The 22,322-nt window shown below is 40.9% G+C and carries 15 protein-coding genes; 4 read left to right on the top strand and 11 right to left on the bottom strand.

Features of this window, described 5'->3' with window-relative positions:
- Positions 1-40 precede the first annotated feature (40 nt).
- The 4 genes from VK159_RS15755 to VK159_RS15770 all read right to left on the bottom strand — a co-directional run bounded on the left by VK159_RS15755 (position 41) and on the right by VK159_RS15770 (position 5,390).
- A complete protein-coding gene (locus tag VK159_RS15755; RefSeq protein ID WP_324231119.1) occupies positions 41-859 on the bottom strand; it encodes an alpha/beta hydrolase in 819 nt (272 codons plus the stop codon).
- 100 nt (positions 860-959) lie between these two features.
- Entirely contained in the window at positions 960-1,748 is a 789-nt protein-coding gene (locus VK159_RS15760) for an alpha/beta hydrolase (protein ID WP_324231120.1), read from the bottom strand.
- Positions 1,749-1,867: 119 nt separating this feature from the next.
- Positions 1,868-3,856, bottom strand: coding sequence for a KUP/HAK/KT family potassium transporter (locus VK159_RS15765; RefSeq protein WP_324231121.1), 1,989 nt, complete (start codon positions 3,854-3,856; stop codon positions 1,868-1,870).
- Positions 3,857-4,073: 217 nt separating this feature from the next.
- Positions 4,074-5,390 carry an S-adenosylmethionine:tRNA ribosyltransferase-isomerase gene (locus VK159_RS15770; RefSeq protein ID WP_324231122.1) on the bottom strand — a complete coding sequence of 439 codons (1,317 nt, stop codon included), beginning with the start codon at positions 5,388-5,390 and terminating at the stop codon, positions 4,074-4,076.
- A 179-nt stretch (positions 5,391-5,569) separates the two neighbouring features.
- On the opposite strand from VK159_RS15770, the gene VK159_RS15775 reads away from it, so the two are divergent.
- The 4 genes from VK159_RS15775 to VK159_RS15790 all read left to right on the top strand — a co-directional run bounded on the left by VK159_RS15775 (position 5,570) and on the right by VK159_RS15790 (position 10,262).
- Positions 5,570-7,495 (top strand): PAS domain-containing sensor histidine kinase, encoded by a 1,926-nt coding sequence (locus tag VK159_RS15775; protein WP_324231123.1) that lies wholly within the window; start codon positions 5,570-5,572, stop codon positions 7,493-7,495.
- A 109-nt stretch (positions 7,496-7,604) separates the two neighbouring features.
- Positions 7,605-8,636, top strand: coding sequence for an LLM class flavin-dependent oxidoreductase (locus VK159_RS15780; protein ID WP_324231124.1), 1,032 nt, complete (start codon positions 7,605-7,607; stop codon positions 8,634-8,636).
- A gap of 86 nt (positions 8,637-8,722) precedes the next feature.
- On the top strand, positions 8,723-9,415 hold the full coding sequence (locus VK159_RS15785; RefSeq protein ID WP_324231125.1) for a TerC family protein: 693 nt from the start codon (positions 8,723-8,725) through the stop codon (positions 9,413-9,415).
- Positions 9,416-9,677: 262 nt separating this feature from the next.
- Positions 9,678-10,262: a DUF4136 domain-containing protein gene (locus tag VK159_RS15790; RefSeq protein WP_324231126.1), complete on the top strand. Its 585-nt coding sequence runs from the start codon at positions 9,678-9,680 to the stop codon at positions 10,260-10,262.
- A 64-nt stretch (positions 10,263-10,326) separates the two neighbouring features.
- On the opposite strand, the gene VK159_RS15795 is transcribed toward VK159_RS15790, so the two are convergent.
- From VK159_RS15795 to VK159_RS15825, 7 genes are all read right to left on the bottom strand, one after another.
- Positions 10,327-12,558 (bottom strand): glycoside hydrolase family 3 N-terminal domain-containing protein, encoded by a 2,232-nt coding sequence (locus VK159_RS15795; RefSeq protein ID WP_324231127.1) that lies wholly within the window; start codon positions 12,556-12,558, stop codon positions 10,327-10,329.
- Positions 12,559-12,597: 39 nt separating this feature from the next.
- Entirely contained in the window at positions 12,598-13,404 is an 807-nt protein-coding gene (locus VK159_RS15800) for a glycoside hydrolase family 16 protein (protein ID WP_324231128.1), read from the bottom strand.
- 129 nt (positions 13,405-13,533) lie between these two features.
- Entirely contained in the window at positions 13,534-14,562 is a 1,029-nt protein-coding gene (locus VK159_RS15805; RefSeq protein WP_324231129.1) for a family 16 glycosylhydrolase, read from the bottom strand.
- Between the two features lie 3 nt (positions 14,563-14,565).
- Positions 14,566-15,465, bottom strand: coding sequence for a PKD domain-containing protein (locus VK159_RS15810; protein ID WP_324231130.1), 900 nt, complete (start codon positions 15,463-15,465; stop codon positions 14,566-14,568).
- 18 nt (positions 15,466-15,483) lie between these two features.
- Positions 15,484-17,553, bottom strand: coding sequence for a PKD domain-containing protein (locus VK159_RS15815; protein WP_324231131.1), 2,070 nt, complete (start codon positions 17,551-17,553; stop codon positions 15,484-15,486).
- 27 nt (positions 17,554-17,580) lie between these two features.
- On the bottom strand, positions 17,581-19,092 hold the full coding sequence (locus VK159_RS15820; RefSeq protein ID WP_324231132.1) for a RagB/SusD family nutrient uptake outer membrane protein: 1,512 nt from the start codon (positions 19,090-19,092) through the stop codon (positions 17,581-17,583).
- 23 nt (positions 19,093-19,115) lie between these two features.
- On the bottom strand, positions 19,116-22,241 hold the full coding sequence (locus VK159_RS15825) for a TonB-dependent receptor (protein ID WP_324231133.1): 3,126 nt from the start codon (positions 22,239-22,241) through the stop codon (positions 19,116-19,118).
- Positions 22,242-22,322 lie beyond the last annotated feature (81 nt).

The following is a 22,322-nucleotide window of genomic DNA, read 5'->3' on the forward strand; positions in this document are numbered from 1 at the left end:
CTCCTTTCTAAAGATGTCTCGTTGAACGGACGATCAAAAATCATCTCAGCAAACTATCTAGCTTCTGCTGAAACATATCATACTTCGCCAGGTTATTATGGCCGCCTTTTTCAATGGTGATAAACTCATCGCCGTGTTTCATCAGAGGTTTTAAGCGGCTGCTGTGTTTGTAAGGTATCACCCCATCCTTTGTACCATGAAAAATTGTAACAGGCACTCTCACAGTTTGTAAAAATTCGTACAATGGAAATTGATATCGCACAAGAAACTGCACCGGATACATCGGGAAATGTGCACCTGCCAGTTCGGGTAAACTGTAGTAAGGCGTTTCAAGGATCAACCTCTTGCAGTTTTGGTTACTTGCCAGTTCAGTTGCTACACCTGTACCCAATGAGCGGCCATAGATGATTATTTTGTCGGGAGAAAATCGTTTGGCTGCAAGTTTGTAAATCGTATGCGCATCATCATACAACCGTTCTTCATTGAACTTACCTGTTGTTTTCCCAAAGCCGGGATAATCAGGCATCCATACTTCATAACCATGTTTTGTAAAATAAGCAGACGCTGCTGCATAGCGGTTAATGTTTTCCCTGTTGCCATGGAAATACAATACAATTCCTTTTGTGGATGCAGTATCGGCCGGAAAGAATTTTACAAAGTTGAGGATAGATGATTCATCAACAGGAATATTCACTTCCTGATGTGGCCCCTCAAAACGAAAGGGCTCGCCTGCACGTATTTTTTTTGGATGAAAGAAGATGGTTTCCTGCAGGTACCACAATGCAACGCCACCCACCACGTACAGCGCAACAATTATCTTCAATGCATTCTTTAATCTTCGTTTTGTTTTCAACTGCATTTTTTTATTTAAGTTTTGTCAGTTGTAATTCGTTTCAAAAAAACATTCATTGCCTGTCGGTGTTAATGAATATTTTTTGAACCTCATTTGTCCTGCATACTTATACTTTCAATATATCACGGATAAAATTATGATACTCCGGGTAAGTTGGCAGATTATTATGTCCACCACCATGAATACGGATGAGGGTGATACGACGTGGATTAATAGCTTGTAATCGTTCGCTGTGCCGAATTGGAATGAGCCAGTCTTTCGTTCCATGTATGATGTAGGTATGGCACTTCACTTCTTTGATCCACTTATCAGTTCGCAAATGAAACCTTAATACCAAACGGATCGGCAAAAAGGGAAGGAAACGTTCCACTACTTTACGAAAACTGTAGTATGGTGCATCAAGAATTAAATAACGGGGATGATTATCTGCGGCCAGCTTGCTTGCAAAACCACTGCCCATGCTTCGTCCGTAAACCAAAATATGATCTTCCGGAAACTGCAGGCACAACTGATCATACACAAACTGCATATCACGCAACATGGCAACTTCACTACGTTTGCCAATACTTTTTCCGAAGCCACGATAATCAACCAGCAACACATCGTACCCAAACCGAAAAAAATCTCGTGCATATTTTCCCCAGCCTTTAATGCTGCGGGTATTGCCATGAAAGTAAATGATAAGTCCGTGGGGCTTTTTTACATTGAAATGAATTCCGCTGATGGTAACACCCGGCTCAGGGTTAAAACTTACTTCTTTAAATGGAGCATCATACTTAAATTCAAAATCGGCCGCCAGCTTCTCAGGCTTAAAAATAAATTTCTCCTGGATGAAATAAGCAATCACCATCAACAGGACATAACCGATAATGATATAGAGAATGGTTGGAGACAAAAGATGTTTATAGTTTTTGGTTTCGGGTTTTTAGTTCGCAGTTACAGGTATCTTCAAAAGCAAAACTGAAATTAATCAGAATATTTATATAGATGAACTATAAACCACAAACTATAAACCTATTCCTCGTCCTCTTCGTTGTAAATACGTTTCAACTTCAAACTGCTGATTGGTGCCACGATCAATGGGAATTTCTCAACGGCAACATTACTCTGGTCAAGACCAAAGCCTTTCTCCTCGCTCAGCCCTAGCTTCTTCACCATAAAATAGAAACGCATAATGATCCGTTCAAAGAAAGGCAACTCATTATCCTGGCTCAGGAATTTTTCCATCACCACAAACTGAAAATCGCCCACCACATTATTACGTTGTAAACTTTCATAGCGGCTGGTGATGTTCACCTCTTTGTTGCTCACCATGTCTTCCACCACTTTGCGGAACATAAGGTTAATGCGAGGTTGCATACGGAAACCTAAACGAAATTCAACCCTGATTACTTCGTTGGGAATAATGGTGCTTACTTCATACTCGCAGGTATAAGGATCATCCAAGGTATCCACGTGCACGAACCAATAAATATCAGCACGTTTTGGTTTACGGTTAAGGATGGAATAAATGATTTTATGTTCTATCTCTTTCGGATTGTTTGCACTTGTGAGGTAAACAAGGTGTGTTGCGTGTTTGGTTACGGTCATATCATTACTCAATTCCTGCAGCATAGGCAGGTAATGATCCAAGCGCACAAACTCCACGTAACGGTTTTTGATTTTACGTGCACGGTACCACACATACATCACCATAAACATCACCAAACCGATAATGAGTGTTATATAACCGCCATGTAAAAATTTATCCATTAACGCCACCAGGTACGCTGCTTCAATGCTGAGGTAACCCGCAAGGAATATCCAGATATAAATTGGTTTCACCCGATGTAATACCAGGAAGTTGGCAAACAACATGGTGGTCATGATCATGGTAACAATAATGGCCAAACCATATGCCGCTTCCATTTTTGACGATTCCTGGAAATACAACACCACGAACGTACAACCGAGGAACATGAACAGATTCATGCCGGGAATGAACAACTGTCCTCTTTCTTCACTTGGATAAACAATTTTCAAACGTGGCCACAGGTTCAACCGCATAGCTTCACTGATGAGTGTAAACGCTCCGGCTATCATGGCCTGGCTGGCGATAATTGCAGCCGATGTGGCAATGGCAACACCGGCAATGATGAACCAATGCGGCATCAGATCATAAAATGCATGAATACCGGTTTCAGCTTTGAATGTGCTGTCAATGAGTTTACCGTTATAATTTGCAAGCAGGGATGCACCTTGGCCGAAATAGTTAATGAGCAAACAAGTTTTTACATAGATCCAAGAAATCCTGATGTTCTCTTTTCCACAATGACCAAGATCGCTGTACAATGCTTCCGCACCCGTAGTACAAAGAAACACCGCACCTAATAACCAGAAACCTTCCGGATAGGTAGCAAGGAAATCGTACGCATAATATGGGTTGAGTGCTTTGAAAATGGCGAGATCATCAAACACATGAACAGCACCAAGTATGGCCAGCATAGTGAACCAAACCGTCATTACCGGACCAAACAATTTACCAATGGAACCTGTTCCAAACTGCTGCATAAAAAAGAACAGCGAAAGAATAATAAGTACAATGGTAACAATGGTGTTTGAAGGAAGGTCACGCAATTGGGGCAACACTTTCAACCCTTCAATTGCAGAGGTAATAGAAATGGGTGGAGTGATAATACCATCGGCCAGCAGCGATGCACCACCGATCATAGCAGGTATTACCAGCCATTTGCGCCTGCGCCGCACCAAGGCGTACAAGGCAAATGTGCCACCTTCCCCACGGTTATCGGCCCGCAGGATCATGATCACATACTTAATGGTAGTTTGTAAAGTGAGCGTCCAGATAATGCAGGACAACGTACCAACGATGAGTGTTTCTGAAATTACCCGGTTACCAATGATAGCATTGTAAACGTACAGGGGAGAAGTTCCGATGTCGCCATAAATAATGCCTAATGCAATTAACAAGCCGGCCGCTGTTACTTTTGATGTGTGCTTTCCCACAAATAATATTTAAGTGAGGATACGAACCAATTTGTTTGATTGGTTTTCCTGAACTGAAATCAAAGGTAATAGAAGGATACATATGAGCAAGAAAAATCGAAGAAAGCTGCGGAGGCAAGCTATTAGCTGTTAGTAAATGCTGGAGCCGATAGCCGGCAGTACTAAGTCTTTATTCAGTAATCTTATTACCTAACCGCTACCGGCAAAATACTATCGGCTAAACACTACTTTCCCTCACCCACAACAAACTCCCATCGCCATAACTTAAAAAACGGAAGTTGTTGGCCATCGCATGATCATATATCTTCTTCCAGTCGTTACCAATTAAAGCGGCTACCAATAATAACAAGGTAGAATTGGGTTGATGAAAATTAGTGATGATGGCTGAAGCAATGCGTGCTTTGTAACCCGGTGCAATTAATATTTGTGTGTGACAGATAAGCTGGCTGAGTTGATGATGTTTCATCCATTCAAGTAATGCCTGTAGTGCAACCGAAGCTGAAACTTCCTGTTTGGGCAGATCGTAGGCATCCCATTGCTGCACTTCCAGTTCTTCAATTCCAGCATTTGGGTTGACGATGGCTTTTACACCCATCCAGTACAAACTTTCAATACTGCGCAGCGATGTGGTGCCCACAGCAATAATGTTGTTGGGTAATTGTTTCAACAAATCTTCAATAGTATCAGTTGTTATTTCGATCCATTCACGGTGCATGTTGTGTTGCTCCATGGTTTCACTCTTCACCGGTTGAAAAGTACCGGCACCCACATGCAGTGTTACAAATTGCTTTTTGATGCCATGTTCCTGCAACTGCTGTAGTAATAAAGGAGTGAAATGTAAACCGGCTGTTGGTGCGGCTACACTGCCTTCCTGCCTTGCATAAACGGTTTGGTAACGGTCATAGTCAGCTGCTTCTGTTTGCCGTTGTAGGTAAGGTGGCAATGGTAGTACACCTGCAAAGTGTAACAACTCAGCAAATGTGAAATGAGTATTGTCCCAACTGAATTCAATTTCAAAACTGCCTTGCTCCTGTTTTAGTTTCTCTGCCTTTAATAACACTTCACCTTTTGGTGTGGTGAGTTGTTTTTCTAAAAACTGTTGTTTCCATTTGCCTGCACCACCAACTAAACAAGTCCATCGTACAGATTCCTGGCTCATCATAGCTTGTGTAAGTTCAACACCTGCTGCAGGTTCTAAACAAAATATTTCAATAATGCTTCCTGTTGATTTATGAAAGAGAATACGTGCTTCAATTACTTTGGTATTGTTGAACACAAGCATACAATCGGCAGGTAAATGTGCAGGCAGGTTGCGGTACACATCTTCGCTGATGTTCCCCTCTTTATAAATGAGCAGTTTGCTGAGGTCACGCTCAGCCAACGGGTAACGTGCAATACGTTCATCGGGTAACTCGTAGGTATAATCTTTTATTTGTAGTTGCGAAGGATGCATAAGTGCAAAGAAAAAGAAATTGTGTGAACCCCGCTTTGGGGTGTGCCGGGGTTTCAGGAAATAAAGAGTTCTATAAGACATCAATAGTATTAACCCCATTGTCGTGCTAGCTTTTCCAGTTATAAATAAAGCCAATTGACGATCGGCATAACTACACCGCACTTACAGTTGTGGCTTTGCATGTAAAAATTTACAACGTAAATCATTCAAACTCGTTAATATTGCTTGTCCCTTTATCCCAAAAAACTTACATCCATCCTTTGAACCGTATTTCATTTTACCTGACAAGAACTTCTGCAATCATTGTAATTGCTATAGCTGTATTAGTGCTGTTGGGCTGGCAGCAGGATATTGTTTTGCTGAAACGTATCTTACCGGAAATGGTTGCCATGAACCCAATGACAGCTGTTGCTTTTATTCTTTGCGGATTTTCGCTACTGCTTTTTCAGCAAAAGGGTTACAAACTTACAATTGCAAAAATCCTTGCGGCATCAGTCATACTAATTGCAGTTTTACGATTACTTGCTGTTGCCGGCTTATATGATGCAGGCATTGATCGTTTACTTTTCACCAAACAAGTACAAACAACTCTATACAATGGAGTGGCTAATCACATGGTGCCACATGCAGCAGCCGGTTTCTTACTTGCAGGCGTTTCACTTCTGTTGTTGCTTAGCGGACACATCCTTGCATCGCAATGGTTTGCCTTACCGGTTAACGGCTTGGGGGTACTTTCTGTAATTGGGTATACATATCATCTCAGTTCAAATTATCTCAACACTTCTTTTATCCCGATGGCTTTTCATGGGGGTATTTGTTTCATGCTTTTTTCAATGGCACTGTTATTGGCCAAAAGCAGGCGTGGATTTGTAGCTGAAATAACCAATATGCATGCCGGCGGGAAAGCTGCCCGTTTACTATTACCGGCCTTAGTGATCATTCCTGCTGTTCTTGGTTACTATGTGCTAACGGGTGTTTTAAGAGAACGGTTTTCTGTTGTTGTTTGGGTAGCACTGTTTGTTTGTACCGTAATTTTTATGTTTGGTGTATTGGTTTGGGCAACGGCTTACATCATCAATAAATCTGAAATAAAACGATTACAGGAAAAGCGAATTGCAGATGAACAACGGCGGCAATTAGTAGAATATAAATTCAGGCAATCGCAGGAACGATATTATACACTTATGAATAGTGTAGATGGCATAGTGTGGGAAGCTGATGCACAAACCCTTGTATTCACATTTGTAAGTGAGCAGGCAGAACGTATGCTGGGTTATCCGGTGGAACGATGGATCAATGAACCTGATTTCTGGGCCGAACATATTTATGATGAAGACCGCACATGGGCAGTAAACTATTGTGCACAATCAACATCGGAAGGCAAATCGCATCAGTTTGAATACAGAATGATTGCAGCCGACGGACGAATCCTTTGGTTGCGTGATATTGTTGCAGTGATCATGGAAAATGGCAAACCGGCAAGGTTAAGTGGCATCATGGTAGATATTACCGAGCAGCGGCAATTAGAAAAAAATCTGCAGGAAAAAGAACTTTCTCAACAAAAATTGATTACCGAAATAACCATACTGGCGCAAGAGAAAGAAAGAAATGAACTTGGTCTTGAGTTACACGATAATATAAACCAGCTATTGAGTGTAGTGAAACTTTACTTGGGTGTTGCTAAAACTGAAAAAACATTTAACGAAGACATCATTGAACGAAGTTACCTGCATCTTGAAGAAGCAATGCAGGATATCCGTAAATTATCTCATTCGCTTGTTGCTCCTTCACTTGGTCATGACGGATTGAAAGAAGCACTAGAAGACCTGGCAGAAAGTGTGCAGGAACCAAATAAGCTAAGTGTACAATTATTGGTTGATGAAGATTATGAAGCGTTACAGGTTGATAAGAATAAAGAATTGATGCTCTATCGCATTGTGCAGGAACAGTTGAATAATATTCTTAAATATGCAAAGGCAACTGAAGTAACTATACGTTTACAACAACAAAACGATCATCTGATTCTATTTATACGTGATAACGGAGTTGGTTTTGATATTCATCAGCAAGGCAACGGCATCGGTTTAAAAAACATTAACAGCCGTGTTAATTTTTATTCCGGGAAAATGCACCTTGCCTCTGCGCCCGGCGAGGGTTGCACATTGGAAGTTTCTATTCCTAATTGATAAATAAATGCACACGTTAAATTCCTTGCAGAGTTAGCAGCAGCCAATCAAGAAGCACCTATGCCCTGCTTTTCATTCCTCGCTTATCTTTGCACTCAAAATAAATTCTATGGAATTAGGCGTGGGCATGTTTGGCGATAATCATTATGATAAAAATGGGAAAGTACTACCTGTGGGACAGCGATTGCTGGAACTCATCGAAGAAATAAAACTCATGGATGAATTGGGTCTCGATTTCTATGGTATTGGTGAACACCACCGCCCTGATTATGCTGTATCTACACCTGAAATTATTTTAGCCGCCGCTGCAACTGTTACAAAGAATATCAAACTGGGCAGTGCCGTAACCGTTTTAAGTTCGGCCGATCCCGTAAGAGTTTATCAGCAGTTTGCAACCATCGATCAACTGAGTAATGGACGTGCCGAGATCACTGCAGGCAGAGGAAGTTTTATTGAATCGTTTCCGTTGTATGGTTACAACCTGAACGATTACGATGGGTTGTTCGAAGAAAAATTAGAACTGCTGCAAAAAATAAATAATGAAAATCCCATTACCTGGAAAGGAAAATACCGTGCTGCTTTAAACAACCAGGAAATACTGCCTCGTGCTTTTAATGAAAGGCTCAACATTTGGGTGGCAGTAGGCGGCACACCTGAATCTGTGTTGCGTGCAGGTAAAGCCAGCTTGCCTGTGATCTTTGCCATTATTGGAGGAAGTCCGGTGCAGTTTCAACCACTGTTCGACTATTATAAAAAAGTGTATCAACATTTTGAACACGATACAAATAAATTTGAAGTGGGCGTACACATGCATTGTTTCTTTGGAGAGAACAGCAAGCAAACAGCGGATGAATATTATCCTTTATATGCCGGGCAAATGGATCGTGTTGGCCGCAGTCGTGGCTGGCCGCCTTATCAACGTAATCAATATGACTTTGGAAGGGGTAAAGATGGTGCGTTGATCATTGGAGATGCCAATGAAGCAATTGATAAAATATTACAGATGCAGGAACTGTTTGGCTTAACACGTTTCTCCGCACATATGGATGTGGGCGGACCATCGCACGCATCGCTCATGAAATCGATTGAGATCTTCGGAATGAAGATTGCGCCGAAAGTGCGTGAAGCATTGAAGAAGTGAATGTGTAATGCTACTCAGTGATTAAGTTCCACTCAACATCACGGCTTATGTTAAATTACTTATCTTAAAGCAATAATCCATCAACCATGTCAGAAACAATCATTGCACTTATTTCGCTTATTGCACTGGAAGTAATTCTTGGAATTGATAACATCATCTTTATTTCCATACTGGCTGATAAGTTGCCTGAAGACCAACGGAACAAACTTCGTTATTGGGGTATTGGGTTAGCCATGATCATGCGGTTACTATTGCTCGCTGTAATATCATGGATACTTCGACTTGACCAAACCTTATTTACCTGGTTCAATATTGCATTCTCCGGTAAATCGCTGATCCTGATCGTGGGTGGTTTATTCTTACTTTACAAAAGCACAAAAGAAATTTATCACAAATCAGAAATTGCTTCAGAAGAAACACCACGTATTCCTGTTAAAAGCAGTTTTAGTAAATTATTGGGAGAAGTAATTCTCCTTGATCTTGTTTTTTCTGTTGACTCGATCATTACGGCTGTTGGTATGGTCAATGAATTATGGGTGATGTACACAGCCGTTATTGTAACGGTGATCATTATGCTCGTTGCGTCAAAACCCATCAGCGATTTTATTCACAAACATCCATCGTTCAAAATTCTGGCTCTATGTTTTTTAATGATGATCGGTGTATCGCTGCTGGCAGAAGGATTCCAGTTTAAAATTCCAAAAGGTTATATTTATTTCTCGATGGCCTTTGCTTTTTTGGTAGATGTGATACAGATGAAGACCGTGAAGCACAAATAAATATTCGCATTTTAGTTACCGGCACATCTGTATATTCAAAAGCTGTTTTGTACACTGCATTTTCTATCCTGACGTTCATGGTGAAGCAAAATACGTTTCAGGTACCTGGATGTCAAGCTCCATTCACTTAGTATTATAGCCATTAAACTGTTAAATAAAGATTTTACCAATTCAGGTTTTCACAATGCTTTAGTAAACCTGCAACTGCCTGCACCATCTATGGTACGTTAATTGAACATACTATTAAAACAATGGAGGTACTATGAAAAAGCATGTGAGCAGATGGATGTTTTTACCGGTTTTCTTACTTATACTGGCAGGTTGCGGACCAGCAGCACATATTGAAAAAGATCAGGCGTTTAACTTTTCCGATTACAAAACCTTTGCATGGGTTGATAAAGATGGGGAAGGACGTAATGATCGTAACAATAATGATATTGCGGAATCAAATATCCGTGCTGCAGTAAATAAGGAGTTAACAAAAGCAGGATGGAGTGAAACAAAACGCCGCCCGGATATTTTATTAAGTTATGATCTGTTGGTAGAACGTTCTACTGTACAGAATAACGATCCGGTTTATTCGCAGCCGTTCTACAGAACATTCTATAGCCCTTATTACAGACGTTACTTTATTGTAAATTATCCTTCGCAGTTTATTGGCTACGACCGTAGCGAACGAACCATTAAAGAGGGAACAATTACAGTGAACATGATTGATGCCAGGAGCGGTAAAACAGTATGGCAGGGTTGGGCTACTGATGAAGTGAGCAACAGAAATATCAGTTCGAAAGAAATTGATGCCGCAGTAAGATCTATCTTTAAAAAAGCCGATCTGGCGAAACGCTAAAGACAACAAACCCTTTCAAGATTGAAAGGGTTTTGTTTTGCTGCTATGATACTGATTGCTTTTCTTATTTTTTCAATTCGAATTTCGCTTCCTGCAGATCACGACTGTTGCCACCGATGAATAATCTAAACTCACCCGGCTCGTAAATGTATTGTAACCGTTCGTTGTAAAAACGAAGATCATTTGCGGTAAGTGTAAACTGTACTTGCTTACTCTCTCCTTTGTTGATCTTTATTTTTTTGAAACCTTTCAATTCTTTTACCGGACGAACAACAGAGCCAGTAACATCACGGATGTACAACTGTACCACTTCTTCCCCATCATAATTACCATTATTGGTAACTGTAACAGTTGCTGTTAATGTTTCGCCGGGCTTGATCGCCAGCTTGTTTAATTGAATATCACTGTATTGAAACTTTGTGTAACTTAATCCAAAGCCAAATGGATATTGCGGGCTGTTGCGCAGATCGGTATATGCCGATACGTAGTTAAAATCAGTCTCCGTTTTTGCAGGGCGACCTGTGTTGTAATGATTATAGTAAACAGGTATCTGCCCTTCACTGCGTGGAAAGGTCATTGGTAACTTACCCGAAGGATTATAATCACCAAACAATACATCAGCAATTGCATCAGCACCTTTTGTACCTAACCACCAGGTGTAGAGAATAGCAGGCACATGTTCTGCTGTCCAGTTAAACACCAATGGACGACCGGCTGCAATTAATACAATTACTGGCTTGCCTGTTGCTGCAACTGCTTTGATTAATTCTTCCTGCACACCGGGCAAATGAATATTGCTACGGCTCTTTGCTTCACCGCTCATATTTCTTGTTTCACCCACATAAATCACTACAACATCACTCTGATTGGCTGCATCAACGGCTGCTGCAAAACCGGAACGACTGCTGTCTGTCAACTCACAACCTTTTGCATAAAGCAGCTGCGTATTGTTCCCAATTTTGTTCTGAATAGATTGATAAAGACTCGGCACACGTGCAGAATCATCATCCCAATCATAACTCCAGAAACCGAGATGTTCTTTTATTGCTTTCACCAATGGACCAACAAGAGCAATCTTTTTTGTTTGTTTTGAAAGAGGCAAAGTTTGCTGTTCATTCTTCAACAACACAATACTTTTCGCCGCCACTTCTTTTGATGCGGCAAGATGTTGCGGATTATTCCATTGTTCTTTTTCCCTTTGCACATTGCTGAACTTATAAGGATCTGCAAACAAACCCAATTCATATTTTTTGCGAAGTATACGACGTAGTGCATCATCAACTACACTCATCTTTACTTTTCCCTCTCGTACCAAGCGTGGTAAATGCTGGACGTATGCACGGCTTTCCATGTCCATGTCACTACCTGCATTTGCAGCAAGCATAGCCGCTTCATAATTATCTTTTGCATAACCATGATTCACCATTTCACCCACACTGCCCCAATCGCTCACCACAAATCCCTTGAACTTCCATTGTCCTTTTAATATATCACGCTGCAAAAAACGGCTACCCGTTGCCGGTATACCATTCAGATCGTTAAATGAATTCATGAATGTTGCTGCACCTGCCTCTGCTGCTGCTTTAAACGGCGGCAAATAAGTTTCATACAACATGCGTGGACTCATATCAACTGAATTATAATCTCGCCCGCCAACAGCTGCACCGTAAGCAGCAAAATGTTTTACACAAGCCAGCACTGCATCTGTATTTCCAAAACCTTTTCCCTGGAAACCATTTACTCTCGCTTTCGCAATTAACGAACCGAGATAAGGATCTTCACCGGCACCTTCCATTACACGTCCCCAACGTGGGTCACGGCCAATATCAACCATTGGAGCAAAGGTCCAGTGAATACCAGCCGCACTTGCTTCAATAGCTGCAATGCGAGCACTGAGTTCAATGGCTTCCAAATCCCAACTTGCAGCTTCTGCCAATGGTAATGGAAAAATTGTTCTGTAACCATGGATCACATCCTGTCCAAACAGTAACGGAATTTTTAAACGTGATTGCATCGCAATTTCCTGCAAGGAACGTGTACGTTCAGCACCGGTAACGTTCAGGTATGAACCAATCATTCCTTTGCGTACCTGCGTTTGCTTATCGCCATCTTTTGTAATAGGACCTGTTACAGCAAAGTCGCTGCTGTATTGATTCATTTGTCCGATCTTTTCTTCTAGTGTCATTAAGCGTATCAATGAATCGAGAAAGCGATTCATCTTTACTTCGTTGGTTACCTGTGCAAATAAAACTGCTGAGCTGAAAGAAAAGCAGAGTAAGAGTGCAACACGTTTCATGATCTGGTGTTGATTAAGAGTTAAAACTATCGTTTACTATTATTGATATACCCGAACATAATCGATCTCCATTCGTTGGGAGAAGATGCTGTCATCCACACCAAACTTCCCGCCCCAATTACCACCAACTGCAATGTTCAGCAGTAAATGAAACTCTTTATCAAAAGGCCATGCGGCACTGCCTTGCTTACTATTATTAAAGCGATGATATTCCTTTCCATCGAGCAGGAAAATAATTTTATCAGCCATCCATTCAATAGCGTATACATGAAATGCAGTAGAAAGATCGTTTACTGAAATTGCTGTACCTACCTGTGTACCCTGGCCATGATTAAATGCACCGGTATGAACAGTTGCAAATAATGAATCGGGCCAGTAGCCAACATTTTCCATAATATCAATTTCTCCACTGTGAGGCCAGCCACCATATTCCCATTTGGTTGGTAACATCCAGATAGCAGGCCACATACCACGACCTGCAGGAAGTTTTGCTTTTACTTCAATACGTCCATACTTCCAATCACCTTTGCCCTTTGATACTAAACGTGCAGATGTGTAATTGGCATCCTGAAATTTTTCTTTATGTGCCTCTATAATGAGTTTGCCATTTTCCACCCGGGCATTTTCTTTTCGCTTTTGTGTGTAATACTGCAGCTCATTGTTTCCCCACCCGCAATTATCGGGGCAGCCTCGTCCAGTATCATAATTCCACTTCGTAGTATCGGGCAAGCCATTTGCATTAAACTCATCAGCCCAAACAAGCTTCTGTTTTTTTTGTGCCTGAGACGTAATTGTCAGCCCAAAAACAAACAACAATGCAGCAAGCCGAACGATATATGTTTTCATAAATAACTTATTAATGTGTAAGGATAAAGAGAAGAAAAGTGAAAGATATTTGATTCAATAAAAAAACATGATTCACTTTTGCTATTGATTACGGGGTGTACTCTCAACTCCCCTTCTGCTATATGATTATTATTGATAAACCCGTATATAGTCAACTTCCATAGATGCACTGTTGAAATTCGGGTCAACCGCACCACCAAATGTTCCGCCCATGGCTACGTTCATGATAATGAAAAAATTATGATTGAACGGAATAGCTGTTGAATTGGCAACCGTATGAAACAACACATCATCAACATAAATTTTAATTGCTGCAGCGGTCCACTCAACCTTATAAATATGAAACTCAGTTGATGCATTGCTGATGATTCGTGAACTTCCATCGGCATTACCACCTGAACGGCCGGGATAATGAAGTGTTCCGAAAATGCGGTTGAGATCATTTCCCTTGTGTTCCATAATATCTATTTCACCGCATGCAGGCCAACCGGCTGTGTTGATGTTTGCACCCAACATCCAGATAGCTGGCCATGTGCCACCACCTGCAGGTAACTTCGCCTTTACTTCAACAATACCATATTTGAATGAAAATTTATTGGCTGTAAGCATACGAGTTGATGTGTATAAACTGCCGCTGTAGTTTTCTTTCTTCAACGTAATTTTCAAAACACCATTCTGTACAATTACATTGTCTGATCTGCTTGTGTAATACTGTTGTTCATTGTTACCCCATCCGTTCGAACCTGTACCAATATCATAACCCCATTTCACCGGATCAGGTGCGCCATTCGTGTTAAACTCATCACTAAAAATCAACGATAAACCAACTGTTACAGTAACCTGAATTGTTTTTGATGCAGTTTTACCGCTTGCGCTTTTTGCAGTAACGGTAACGGTATAGGTTCCAGATGCAGGATACTTGTAGGTAACCTTACCTGATGGCACCAGTGCAAAAACACCATTACCATAACCATACTCGTAGGTTGCAGCGTTTGTTGCAGCAGCAGTAAATTCAACATTTCCGCTGTTATCTGTACTTATCACTGCGTTGAGTGTAAGATTTGTTGGTGCCGCATCGGTGTTATCAGTGCTGCCTTTTTTCTTACAGGAGAAAAAAGACAGCGCAGATAACAACACAATTAAACTGTTACGTATCATGTATTATGATTTCACTTTTAATTTCTGATACCATGCATTGCCATCAATTCCAATGTTACGCAAATGCATTGTTGTTGCAGTAAGAGATAATATCTCGTAGGTTCTTCCACCTGTACCAAAAATGATCAAGCCATTACCAGGCACATCAAACTGTATTCTTGTTGAATTAGCCGGTGTGGATGTAGAGGTTGCATCCATGAACACTAATTTCTTCGTACCCGATGCGGTTACACCCAAACAAGCATCACCACCACCAAATCCATAAAATGCAGTAGAAGCTCCAATAGAAAACGATTGTCCCTTATTATCGATGCTCATCAGAATATTGTTATTCGCATCTTTCGAAAAAGTGATCTCATCATCATACGAACAGGCATCTCTTGAATTAGGTCCTGCTTCGTACCAGATTGGAGAAAACTGATCATTAGGCCCCACACCAAAATGACCCGGTGCTTCTTTATCCGAAACCCAGATTTTGGAAGTACCTCCGGTTATATTCTGCAGGATGGTTGCAGGAATTTCAAATGCAACAAACACTTTTATTTTCTTACTGATGGTAGACACAACGCCACCTGTTCCTACGGCTTTTACTGTAATAACATAATCAGCAGTACCGGGTGAATTATATTTATAATTGATGGTACCTGATGGCACAACTTGAGATTTGCCATCACCAAAATCAATATTATAAGTAATGGCATTTTTTGCAGTTGTTGTAATCACTACGTTCCCGGTGCCGTTTCCGTTAGGATTACTTGCATCCGCACCCGCAATTGCAGTTGTAAGTGTAAGATCTGCCGGCGTTTTAAATTCGCCAAAGCTGTAGTCCTTTTTTTCGCAACCCGCCAGGAAAGCAACAGCTGCAAGGAAAACAAGTGCGAAAGAATTTATTTTCTTTATCATGATATATGATTTATGAAATTAGTTAAGCGAAATATCATCAACGTAAAAGGTATAGTTTGCTGAACCATCACCCATTATACCAAGGTCAAATATCAAAACGATACTTTGATACGACCGGCCTGCATCAATTGCACTATAATCAAAAGTTATCTCTTCCCATGCATTTGCTACAGTCGTCAGTTTTTCAATCTCAAATGCAGCACCATTGGGGCCTTCTACTTTCAACAGCACTTTTGCGCCAACCCTTGGTGAGTATACTTTCATCTTAAACGTCTTCTTTACAGAAAAATTAATCGGGTTTACTAAACCGATCAAACTGCCTGCATACACTTCACCCGCATTTTTGATCATGCGTGCAACTTTTGAACTTGGGTTACCTGCGTTTATAAACGGATTATTGATCACTGAAAGATTTCCGCCTGCAAAGTCGGTGATGTTATATCCGAATGTAGTTGACTGGAAATCGAGCGGAAGTGCAACATAATTTGGAGTAACGTTTGTTGCCAGGAATTGTACATCATCCCAATAAAAAACCTTTCCGTCACCATCTACATTAAAATTGAAAAACACACTCGCCATATCATAATTGTAAGAAAGATTCATCGCTGCAGTACCAGCTGATTGATTGGCGAAATCAAACACCAATGTTTCCCATGTATCTGCCGCAGTAGTCATTGCTTCTGTTTCTACCGATCTTGCATTATTGGTATGGTCTTCAACTTTTAAACGAACACGTATACCGGCAGCAGGAGAATAAACCCTGATGCTCATTTGTGTTTCAGTTGCTGTAAAAGGAATTTTAGAGGTAAAGTATGCACCAATTGTTGTTCCGGCCCATGAAGCAGCACCTGTTGGTTTGGTTGTTTTCTTTACTTTATTCGCTGCATTTGTCGGGTCAACATCATTTACTGTTGTTGCGCCTCCAAAATCCGTTACAGCATAATTTAAAGCTGCATTATCAAATGTTACAGGCAAGGTTAATGGCACTGTAGGAATTTGATTAGTTAAACGGATATCATCAAACAGGAATGTAAAGTTGGCAGAACCATCGCCTACTGTACCCAATTCAAATATGAGTACAATTTTCTGGTATGAATTTCCCGTATTGATTGCATTATAATCGAACACAAGATCTTCCCATGCATTGGCAACTGTAGTAGCCGTTTCTTTTTCAAAATTGATACCACTGTTAGTTGCATTCTCTACTTTCAATAACACTTTTGCACCCACTCTTGGTGAATACACTTTCATACGGAATACTTTATTTGCAGAAAAGTCAATTGGCGCACCTAATGTAATTACGCTGCCGCCCCATACTTCCGGTGCACTCTTCACCATGCGTCCAACTTTATTCGTTGTATTAATACCGGTTTTATTAGGATTGTCGATGATCGTAACATTACCGCCGCCAAAATTGATGAAATTATATTGCAAGGTTGCAGATTCAAATGTTAAGGGCAGCAACACAGGATCAACAATTGTTATATCCTTTGTAAACTGTGTTGTTGCTGCACCACCACTTAACGCCACCACTCTTACTGTGTAAGTTCCTACAGCTGCATACGTATGACTGATGGTTTCACCTTCCATAAATGAAACAGGCACTTCATTGGGCACATCGCCAAAATAAACACGGAACATGGTTTCGTATTGTGCCTTTGCACTTACGTTTACTTTAAAATTATTCGCTACGTCTACATCAGCTGTTACTTCTAAATTCTCCGGTGCACGAAACGAAACAGTGAGTTGCTGTGTTGCTTCAGTTGCTTTACCTGTGATATTGTAACCCACTATTTTTACGTTGTACACCCCTTCAGCATATTTATGGGTGGTGTTTTTTCCCGCCTGAACTTTAGCAGGCGCAGTAGTAGCATCACCATAATACACATCAAACGAAACAGCACCTTCGCCGTTTGGTGTAATGGTTACATTACCGGTGTTATCCTGTGTAATTTCAAACAGTGCCGACAACTTACCAGCCGTGGCTGCACTATTGAGAAATGAAATATCATCATTCAATTCCGGTTTACAACCCGTAATAACGAGCAGTAAGACCATAAACTGAATTATATTTTTTATTGTACGCATGATCGTCAGTTTTTAAATGTGTTGGAATTAATACCCGTTGTTTTGAGTGATGCCTGAGATATCCCTTTCCCGTTGCGGTATTGGGAACACTTCATGTTTACCGGCTACAAAACCTGTGATCTTTGTTGCAGCCTGTCCTGTACGTACAAGATCAAAGAAGCGATCACCTTCCATACCCAACTCTAATCTGCGCTCGTCCCAGATTGCCTGGCGCAGTGCAGTGCCTGTTGCGGTGATATCATGAAGATTATCATTGAATGCACGACGGCGAACAAGATTGAGATAAGTTTGCGCTTTTGTGTCATTTGCTGTTGAAGAACGGTTGAATGCTTCAGCAGCCAGTAATAATACTTCTGCGTAACGGATGATACGGAAGTTGTTTGTATAGTTTAATTCCAACTGACCACTTGTTTCACCTTTACGTGGTAAATACTTCTGATTATATAAACCGGTATTCTTATAAGGTGCCACCTGGTATGTAATATTAAATGAAGGGTTTGCATTTTTGTAGGCTTCAATATCCAGTACTGTAGCAGCTTTACGTTGATCGCCTGCTGCATAAGCATTCGCCAAGTTTTGTGTTGGAAGATTCGTACTCCAGCCGGCTGCATAAGGCATAGCACTTGTACCATTTAAACCACGCACACCGCATTGTTGTACAGCATAATTACCCTGACCTCTTGTTGCACCACCCCAATTATAGTAAGGAGAAGTATTTGAATACTGTATCTCAAATACAGATTCAGGACCGTTCTCGCCACTTGCCAGGTACATTGATGCAAAGTTTGTAACAAGTGAAAATGCGTTAGCTGTAATGATACTTTCGAGGATAGGTGCTGCTGCATCAAACTTATTTTGATAGATCAACACTTTGCCAAGTAATGCCTGCGCTGCATATTTTGTAATGCGTCCCTTTTGTGTTTGTACTGCCGGCAATACTGCAACAGCAGCATTAAGGTCGGCTTCTATTTGTTTATAAACATCTGCTTTGGGTGAACGTTGCAACGCTTTATTTTCTGCCAGCGTTAAACGCTTGTCGACAAACAAAGGAACATCACCGAACATTTTAACTAAAGTAAAGTAGTAATAAGCACGTATAAAATATACTTCGCCGTAAAGAGCTTCTTTTCCTGCAAAGTCAATTGTAGTGCCCGCAATATTCTTCTCTTTATACTGTGTGAGATAATTGGCACGGTTAATTCCTTCGTAAGCCGATTGCCAGATATCTGTCAGTGTTGAGTTAACCGGCGTATGTGTGTAATCGTCAATTTGCTGAAGTGATAATACATCCGATGCATTTTCACCACCACTTACTGCATTGTCAGATGCAATATCGCCGATAGGTACTACCTGGTTGATCCATTGAAGCGGAGAGTATACACTCACCACCATTGTCCGGTAATCGGTTTCTGATGCCAGGTAAGCTCCTTCAGTTACAAGGAAGTCATCCTTTGGATCATAATCAACCCATTTTTTACAGGAAGCCAATAACGTTACAAACAGAAACAGGCTTAAGATGTTTATTGTAATTTTTTTCATTGCAAATATTTTATTGTTACCAGTTATAGTTTTATGTCAAGACCAAATGAATAGGTTCTTGCTTGCGGATATGCACCACGATCAACACCTGTGTCGAGGATACCACCTGCTATTTCAGGATCAAAACCGGTATATTTTGTAAAGGTGAATGCGTTACGCACCTGCACATAAATACGCACACGGCTGAATACTTTTCTGGTAGCAGATTCAGGGAATGTATAACCGAGCAACAGGTTTTTGATTTTCACAAATGATCCGTCTTCTACATAACGTTCTGATACACGTATGTTGCTGTTGGCATCAGTAAACGAATAACGTGGTGAACGCACATCGTTGGTTGAGCCTGGACCTGTCCAGCGGCCAAGTACATCTCTTGATTTGTTACTGAAGTTTGCATTCCGCTCATAAGCTCTGTACACTTCATTACCAACTGATGCATAAGTAAACACGTTGAAGTCGAAATTTTTGTATTCCAAGCCGAGGTTCCAACCCATGGTGAAATCAGGGAACGGATCACCAATTTTGGTTTGATCATCTGCATTAATTTTACCATCACCATTCACATCCACAAAACGGATATCTCCGGGTTGAGCACCTGCTTGTGTTGGTGCTTTTGAAATTTCATCAAAGGTCTGGAACAATCCATTGGTTTTGTATCCATAGAAATAACCGGGTGTTTGTCCTTTTTCAAAAACAGTTACAGATTGTGACTGACCATTGAAATAAAATCCGCCCGGAATTCTTGCAGTACCATCATCATTCGTTGCAGTAACCAGGTTACGTGAAGTGGTAAAGTTTATAGAAGTGGTTAGTTTAAAGTCTTTCCCGATTGTTTCGTTATAACCTAACGTCACATCTACACCTTTACTTGAGGTAGAACCAATGTTTGCAGTTGGGATTTCAATTGTACCGAGGTATAAAGAAGCAGAAGGAGTAAACAATAAACCGTCAACTTTCTTTTCAAAATAATCAGCAACAATAGAGAATTTCTTTTTGTAGAATGTAAGATCAAACCCAACATTCATCTGCAATTGTTTTTCCCAGCGCAGGCCAGGGTTTGCTGCAGAACTAACAGTGGAACCATTAAATGGCACATCGCTGAATGTGTAACCATTCGTGTTAGCTGTTGGTCCATATCCGGTATTTACACCACCTGTTACAATACGAACCGACTGTGGGTTTACATTTTCATTACCTACTGAACCATAACTTCCACGCACTTTCAGGTAGTCAATAAAAGATGATTTAAAGAAATCTTCGTTTGTTACTACCCAACCGAGAGAACCCGACAGGAAATTAGCAAACTTATTATTCGTACCAAACGCATAAGAACCATCTCTGCGGGCAGTAAACGATGCTAAGTATTTATTTTCGTAATCGTAGTTAACACGTGTGAAATAAGAAATGTTATTCCTGAAATACTGGTAATAATAACCACTGAGTGCATTACTGTTAGTTGCGTTATTATTGCCGGTTGCTGCTGTAAAATCTGCAAAATCCCATGAGTTAAATGGCACATCCTGTCTGCTTGCACCGGCAGCATTGCCTGAAATTCTTGCCAGCGAAAAACCCGCTACTGTTTCAAAACTATGTTTGTTATTAATTTCGAAATTATAATTACCATAGGTTTCCCATGTGTAATTAAAGTTGCTTGTTTTCTCGTGCGATACACTGTTGAAACGGCCGGCTATTTGTGCACCACTTGCATCCATACTGTTCTCCACATTCAACGGACCGTAAAACACTAATGGTGTAAAACTCTTTGCATTGCCATCATACTTTGTGTAACCAAAGCGGCTGCTAAGAGAAAGCCCTTTCAGGATTGTATATTGGAACTCAAACTTACCATAAAGCTTTGTACCAATATTTTTATTATAGGTATTGTCAAGCTTTGTAAGCGGGTTAAATATTTCCGATAACAACAGGTTACTGAAACCGTACTTACCAACTGTATTCGGCACTGTGTTTAAAACAGGAACTGTAGGGTCAAAATTCAACGCACTACCCAACACACTGTTGAATGAATTTTCCTGCACACCTTTGCTGTCGAGCAAAACGGCAGTTGTATTTAAAAAGAATTTTAATTTCTTCGTGAGGTCGAATGAAAGATTAGCGGTGAAGTTACCACGGTTAAACCTTGACTTATCATTACCACCAACAATACCACCTTGGTTAAGGAATGCGGCAGACAAGAAATAACTCATTTTATCACTACCGCCTCTTGCAGAAATATTATGGGTTTGGAATGTAGCATTTTTAAATACTTCATTCTGCCAGTTGGTACCAACACCGAGCGTTGAAAGATTAGGGAAGATGGGGCTACCACCGGCTGTAACACTACCTTCATTAAGCATCGCTCCATATTCCGTAGCGTTCAACACCCCAATGGTGTTCATCACCTGCTGCACACCATAGTTGGCACTGAAAGTAATGTCAGTTTTTTGATTTTTGCGCCCGCCTTTTGTAGTAACTACAATAACACCGTTACCACCTTTTACACCATATATAGCTGTTGCCGAAGCATCCTTCAATACGTTCACAGATTCGATATCAGCCGGGTTAATAGAATTAAAATCAGTTAATGTTTGTGGCACACCATCAATAATAACGGTTGGGTCAACACCAGAGAAAGAAGGAATACCACGGATAAGCACTGTGGGCTTAGAACCTGGTGAACCGCCCTGAATAACACTCACACCGGATGCACGACCTTGTAAAGCTTCTTCTGTACGAACAGGTTTCAGCTTTTCAATATCAGCGGCCTTAACTGTTGAGATGGCGCCTGATACTTTTGTAACCCGCTGGGTACCGTATCCTACCACCACTACCTCACCGAGGCTGGCAGTAGAGCTTTCGTCTAACTGAATATCAGCAACACCAGAACCGGTTACTGTGTAACGGAAATCGGCAAGCCCGGTATAAGTTACCAGCAGAACTGAACCACGGGCTGCAGAAATTGTGAAACGGCCAGCAGCATCGGTTAAGGTAGATGTGGTTGTACCTTCTACCTGCACGGTTGCGCCAACTAAAGGCTCACCCGTTGCTTTGTTTTTTACGCTTCCGGAAACAGATAAACTCTGTGCGAAAGACTGCTGCAGAAAAATGCCGAGGAAAACTACAAGACACAGAATTGTGTACTTACATCTCATAAAGCAATCGTTTTAGTTATTAAATAATCGAAGGGAATTGAGAAGCTAAAGTTATTATCAACCTCAACAGTTAGGAAATAA

Source organism: Lacibacter sp., assembly GCF_035299325.1.
GTDB lineage: Bacteria > Bacteroidota > Bacteroidia > Chitinophagales > Chitinophagaceae > Lacibacter.